The sequence below is a fragment of the Pseudomonas edaphica genome (genome assembly GCF_005863185.1).
Lineage (GTDB): Bacteria > Pseudomonadota > Gammaproteobacteria > Pseudomonadales > Pseudomonadaceae > Aquipseudomonas > Aquipseudomonas edaphica.
Genome location: NZ_VBVZ01000378.1, coordinates 1 through 6,141, shown reverse-complemented (window position 1 = coordinate 6,141; position 6,141 = coordinate 1). Strand labels below are relative to the sequence as shown.

At 61.8% G+C, this 6,141-nt stretch carries 5 protein-coding genes; 1 reads left to right on the top strand and 4 read right to left on the bottom strand.

All coding sequences use genetic code 11. The features are described 5' to 3' along the window. The 4 genes from FEM54_RS22000 to FEM54_RS21985 all read right to left on the bottom strand — a co-directional run. Positions 1 to 891: ABC transporter substrate-binding protein (locus FEM54_RS22000; protein WP_138452997.1), on the bottom strand; the 891-nt coding region annotated here is incomplete at its 3' end. Positions 892 to 934: 43 nt separating this feature from the next. Next, a complete protein-coding gene (locus FEM54_RS21995) occupies positions 935 to 2,047 on the bottom strand; it encodes an ABC transporter ATP-binding protein (RefSeq protein ID WP_017138072.1) in 1,113 nt (370 codons plus the stop codon). Between the two features lie 337 nt (positions 2,048 to 2,384). Then, positions 2,385 to 3,014, bottom strand: a complete 630-nt coding sequence (locus tag FEM54_RS21990; protein ID WP_017138071.1) for a response regulator — start codon at positions 3,012 to 3,014, stop codon at positions 2,385 to 2,387. A gap of 18 nt (positions 3,015 to 3,032) precedes the next feature. Further along, positions 3,033 to 5,027: a PAS domain-containing sensor histidine kinase gene (locus FEM54_RS21985; RefSeq protein ID WP_138452995.1), complete on the bottom strand. Its 1,995-nt coding sequence runs from the start codon at positions 5,025 to 5,027 to the stop codon at positions 3,033 to 3,035. A 77-nt stretch (positions 5,028 to 5,104) separates the two neighbouring features. Here FEM54_RS21985 and FEM54_RS21980 point away from each other — a divergent pair, with 77 nt between their 5' ends. Next, the gene (locus FEM54_RS21980) at positions 5,105 to 6,079 is read left to right on the top strand and encodes an alpha/beta hydrolase family protein (protein WP_138452993.1); all 975 of its coding nucleotides are present in this window, start codon (positions 5,105 to 5,107) and stop codon (positions 6,077 to 6,079) included. Positions 6,080 to 6,141 lie beyond the last annotated feature (62 nt).

Genomic DNA, 6,141 nt, shown 5'->3' with positions numbered 1-6,141 from the left:
GGTATTGGCCGGGCCGTAGGCGATGTTTTCCGAGTAGGTCTTCTGCTGTTGCGGCTGCACCGAGAAGGCGATGAATTTCTTCGCCGCTTCGGCACGGTCCTTGGCCAGGCCTTTAGGGATGGCCCAGGCGTCAAAGTCGTAGATGCCGCCGTTCCACACCACTTTCAGGTTGCTTTCTTTTTGCACGGCAGCGATGCGGCCGTTATAGGCCGAGCTCATGACCACATCACCCGAGGCCAGGTACTGCGGCGGTTGTGCGCCGGCTTCCCACCACTGGATCGACGGTTTGAGTTCGTCGAGTTTCTTGAACGCGCGATCCTGGCCGTCTTTGCCAGCCAGCACTTTGTACACGTCTTTGGGGGCCACGCCGTCCGCCATCAAGGCGAATTCCAGGGTGTACTTGGCGCCTTTGCGCAGGCCGCGCTTGCCTGGGAATTTCTTGGTATCCCAAAAGTCCGCCCAACTGGTCGGTGCAGTGGCAAGCTTGTCGGCGTTGTACGCCAGCACGGTGGACCACACAAAGAAGCCCACGCCGCAGGGCTGAATCGCGCCTTTCACGTAATCGGCGCTATTGCCGAACAGTTTCGGGTCGAGCGGTTCGAACATGTCTTCGTCACAGCCACGGGACAGTTCCGGCGACTCCACTTCCACCAAGTCCCACGACACGCTCTTGGTATCGACCATGGCTTTGACCTTGGCCATTTCACCGTTGTACTCACCGGCGACGATCTTGCCATTACCCGCGCTTTCCCACGGTGCGTAAAAGGCTTTGACCTGAGCCGCCTTGTTCGCGCCACCGAAGGATACGACCGTCAGGTCCGGGCCTGCCATGGCCTGTGTCGCGCCCATCAAGCCGATGGCCAAGGCGGAATATTTAAGGGATCTCAACATTGTTGTTCTCTCCACGTGCAGGGTTGGTGAAGCCATGGGGCGATTAATTCGCCTCTAGAAGTGGGTCGAGTGCGCGAACGTGCTCGACTTGCCAGCCAATCGGTACCACGTCGCCGACCGCAAGCGCTGGGTCCAGCTCAGCGATCGGTTGTTTCACAAAAAAATCGGCCTTGCCGCAGACTTCCAGGCGCACACGCACGTGGTCGCCCAGGTAGATAAATTCCGCCACCCGCCCAGAGAAGCGGTTGACGCAGGACTCACTGGAGCCATTGAGGCTGACGCGCTCCGGGCGTACTGACAGGGTCACCGGGCCGCCGAGCTGGCCGACATTCACTGCCAGCGCCTCGACCTTTTCACCGCGCGCCAACTCCACCACACAGCGTTCGCCGGTGTGGCTGTGCAAGCGGCCATTGAGTCGGTTGTTCTCGCCGATGAAGTTGGCGACGAACGTGTTTTTTGGCTCTTCGTACAGCGTGCGCGGCGCGGCGATCTGCTGGATCTCGCCCTGGTGGAACACCGCCACGCGGTCGGACATGGTCAAGGCTTCGCCCTGGTCGTGGGTCACGTACACCACGGTCACGCCGAGGCGCTGGTGCAGGTGCTTGATCTCCATCTGCATGTGTTCGCGCAGTTGTTTATCGAGGGCGCCGAGGGGTTCGTCCATCAACACCAGCTGCGGTTCGAACACCAGCGCGCGGGCCAAGGCCACGCGCTGTTGCTGACCGCCGGAGAGTTGCGCCGGGTAACGCTGGGCGAAGGCATCCAGCTGGACCATGCTCAGCACCCGTTTGACCCGCTCGCTGATATCGGTCTTGCTCAAGCCGCGCACCGACAACGGGAAGGCCAGGTTCTCTGCCACCGTCATGTGCGGGAACAGCGCGTAGTTCTGGAACACCATGCCGATGTCGCGCTTGTGCGGCGGCACGTTGTTGATAGCGCGCCCGGCGAGCAGGATTTCCCCGGCGGTCGGCGTCTCGAAACCGGCGAGCATCATCAGGCTGGTGGTCTTGCCCGAACCGGACGGCCCGAGCAGGGTGAGGAACTCGCCCTTGCGAATTTCCAGGTTGAGGTCTTTGACGATCAGGTTCTCGCCGTCGTAGCTCTTCTGCACGCCACGAAAGCTGACCAGCACATCATTTGAATCCACCTCGCTCATACCCGCACCTTTTGTTTTGGACTGCTGTGGCACAAAGCGTAGTCCAGGCGCGAGCCCCCGGAAATCGGGGGCGAGGAGAGAATCACATCAGCAGGATGGAAGATTGGGGGTAGGGATTGCCCTACACGGATGGCGGGCAGAGAACAGTGCGGCGGCAATCGTCAGCGTCTGCCGGCAAAGCCTATGTCGTAAACAGATACGCGCACCTGGAGGAGCCCGGCTTGATCGTTCCCTCGCTCCGCGTGGGAATGCAGCCCAGGACGCTCTGCGTCCTAAAGCGTGACGCAGAGCGTCATAAGAGGTGTTACCACGCGGAGCGTGGGAACGATCGAGGGGGTTACAAGAGTTTGTGTTCCATGGCGTACTTCACCAGTTCGGCCAGGGAGGTGATATGGAGCTTTTGCATCAACCGCGCCTTGTGGGTGCTGATGGTCTTGCTGCTCAGCGCCAGTTGCTGGGCGATGTCATTGACGTTGGCGCCCTGGGCCAGGCGCTCGAACACTGAGAACTCGCGCTCCGACAGTAACGAGTGCAACGGCCGCGTATCGGTGAGGCCGACCTCAAAGACCATGCGGTCCGCCAGGTCCGGGTCGATGTAACGCCCGCCCGCCGCCACCTTGCGAATCGCCGTCAGCAACAGCGCCGGGTCACTGTCCTTGGTGGCATACCCCGCCGCCCCGACTTTCAGGGCGCGGGCAGCCATTTGCGCTTCATCGTGCATCGACAGCACCAGAATCGCGGGCGGGTTACTCAATGCACGGATGCGCGCAATCGCTTCCAGGCCATTTACGCCCGGCATCGAGATATCCAGCAACACCACCTCACAGGCGATATGGCGCAAGGTCTCCAGCAACTGCTCGCCATTGCTGGCCTCGCCGACCACCAGCAGGTCTTTGGCCAGGCCAATCAATTGCTTGATGCCTTCACGAACAATGGTGTGGTCTTCGGCTACCAATACGCGAATCACAGGGGCTTGCTCCTATCGTTATGCATCCAACGGCACCGTGACACTCAAGGTGGTGCCCTCCCCCAGTTCGCTGTGCAGGCTCAATTGCCCGCCCATCATCAGCACCCGCTCACGCATGCCGACTACGCCAAAGGATACCGGGCGGCCGGGGTTCTCGACGAAACCGACGCCGTCATCGCTGATGGTCAGCCGCAAGTCGGCGTTTTCCACTGTCAGGGTCAGTTCAACAGTATGCGCCTGGGCATGACGCATCACATTGGTCAGCGCCTCCTGCAGGATGCGGAACAGGCCAATTGCCTTGGCATCGCTGAGGGCCGGCAGGTTATCCGGGACTTGTACCAGACAGGGAATGTGCGTGCGCGCTTCGAAGCGGCGGGCTTGCCATTCAATCGCCGAGGCGATGCCAGCGTCGAGAATCGGCGGGCGTAGCGCGGTCGCCACATCCCGGACAAGCTGGAACAGCTGGGCGATCAGGCGTTTCATGCTGTTCAGGCGCTCGGTCAAGCCCGGGTCCAATTGCGCATAGGCCAGCTCGCACATCGAGGTCTCCAGCTTGAGCACCGTGAGCATTTGACCCAACTCGTCATGCACTTCACGGGCGATACGCGCCTTTTCCTCTTCGCGCACGGTTTCGAGGTGGGCAGAAAGCTCGCGCAGCTGTGTTTCGCTTTGCTGCAAGGCGGCCACGTAACGACGGCGCTCGGTGACGTCGTTGAGATAAACCACCAGGTATTCGCCCTCGGCAAAGCGCAGGAAGCTCAACGACACATCCGCCGGCAGGATGCTGCCGTCAGCGCGCACGCAATCGGCGGCGAAGGTCTGCGGGCCTTCTTCGCTGGCACGCGCACGCTTCCATACGTCGAGCCAGCGGTCCATGTTCAAGGTCGGGTCAAAATCGATCAGCGGTCGCTCGATCAGCGCGCCCGCGGCGTAGCCCAGCATGGTTTCGGCGGCGCGGTTGGCGTAACGCACATGGCTGTCCCAATTGACCCAAAGAATGCCGACCGTACTTTGATCGATGGAGAACTGCGTCAGCCGCAACGCTTCGGCACCCGCCGCACGCGCGGCGCTTTCTTCTCGGGCGGCCAGTAAGCTGTGTTCCAGCACTCGCTGGTGGCGGCGCTGCCAAACCACCACGGCGAGGCTGGCGAGCAGGAACATCGCCAAGAGCAGGCTGAGGTTTTGCCACAGGCCCGGCGATTCCGTCAGCCGTGGGTATTTGGGTTGCAGCCAGCGGCTGTGCAATTGGTCGAGGTCGCGGGCGGGTATCGCGCGCAAGGCACTTTGCATGATGCTCGCCAGCTCCGGCCACTCACGGCGCGTGGCCACACGCAGCAATTGCGGCAGGCCGATATCGCCAACCACCGCCAGCCCGGCAAACTCCGCCTCGCCGGACAATCGGCTCAATTGCGCCTCATCCACCACGGCATAACGCGCCTGCTGGCTCACCAACAATTGCAAGGCCTGACGCTCCAAAGGGACGCCTTGCAGGTTGAGGTTGGGATAATTGCTACGCAGGTAATCGGCGACAGCGCTGGGCATGCGCACGGCGACGCGGGACAGCTCGTCAAGCTTTTCCAGCTCCACCGCGCCGCCGCCCTCGCGAATGCCGACGATATGCTGAGGCACGCGCATGTAAGGGTCGCTGAATAACCACAGACGCAAACCCGCCGGGGTTTGCTGCAGGCCCGGGGCGATATCCACCTCGCCATCGCGCACGGCGGCTTCCAATTGCTCCTGGCTGGGGAAATTGCGCCAGGTCAGGTCGATATTCAGCGCTTTGGCCAGCCATTGCATCAACTCGACATTCGCCCCGGACAAGCGCTGCAGGCGCCGATCGTATTGGGCGTACGGTGCCTGCAATACCAGGCCCACGCGCAACTGCGGGTGCTGCGCCAGCCATTCACGCTGCTGAGCATTGAGCTGCGCCTGCGGCGCGATAGGCGCAGGCGCGGCATTCGCCATCAAGGCAAAGCACACACAGCCGATAACCAGCAGACAGCGAAAACCCATGATCCACGTCTCACATCACTGACAAACACTGACCAACCCATTAGGCTGCTGGAATCACTTCTGGCCGGGAATTAACGATGCCCTTTACCCACCGTTCGGCACTGCCAGCATTGTGCCTATCGCTGCTATTTACCAGCGCCTTTTCTGTTCACGCCGCGGACGCGCCTGCGCCCACCGCCGAAAAACCGGCTGAACGCCAAGCCCTGCCCGAGCGCAGCCAGGAAGAAGCCAACGCCCTTGAACGACAACTTCCACGCCAGGAACAACAACAGTTGCAGGCCGGCACCGACTCATTCCTGGCGCTGTGGAAACCTGCCAACAGCGCCGAGCCCGAAGGGGTGGTGATTATCGTACCGGGCGCAGGGGAAAGTGCTGACTGGCCGCAAGCAATCGCGCCCTTACGGCGCAAGCTGCCCGATGCCAATTGGGGCACCCTCAGTCTGTCGCTGCCGGATGTGAACCTCGACACCTTGCCGCCACGGGTCATGGAGCCACCTAAAGCCGCCGTCGACACCAGCAGCAAAGACGGCAGCACGGCCGCCAAACCGATCGAACAAGCCGCCAGCGCCGAAGCCGAAGGCACTGACCCGGCGGTGGTGCCTGGTGCTGATGAACAAGACAAGACCGACGCCAAGCGCATCTTTGATCGCATTGACGCCGCCGTTGCCTTTGCCCAAACCCAGAGCGCCCGCAGTGTGGTACTGCTCGGCCACGGCACCGGCGCCTGGTGGGCTGCGCGCTACCTGAGCGAGAAACAGCCGTCCCAAGTGCAGAAGTTGGTGATGGTGGATGGCAAGACGCCAACGGCCAGGCAGCCGGACCTGCAAAAACTGGCACCGACGCTGAAGGTGCCGACGGCGGATGTGTATTACCAGGACGGCGCCCAAGAGCGCAAAAACGCCCGGGAACGCATGCAGGCCGCCAAGCGGGCGAAGAATGACAGCTATAAACAGGTGTCACTCAAGACCTTGCCGGGCAACAGTGCGGCTGAGCAAGAGCAGCTGTATCGACGGGTTCGCGGGTGGTTGAGCCCGGAGCCGGCCTCCAACTAATCCAGCCTGGCAACCCGATCAACTGTGGGAGCTGGCTTGCCTGCGATAGCGGACTGTCAGTG

Coding starts and splice junctions, on each gene's coding strand:
- FEM54_RS21995 (WP_017138072.1), bottom strand. CDS start 2,047: ATGAGCGAGGTGGATTCAAATGATGTGCTGGTCAGCTTTCGTGGCGTG.
- FEM54_RS21985 (WP_138452995.1), bottom strand. CDS start 5,027: ATGGGTTTTCGCTGTCTGCTGGTTATCGGCTGTGTGTGCTTTGCCTTG.
- FEM54_RS21980 (WP_138452993.1), top strand. CDS start 5,105: ATGCCCTTTACCCACCGTTCGGCACTGCCAGCATTGTGCCTATCGCTG.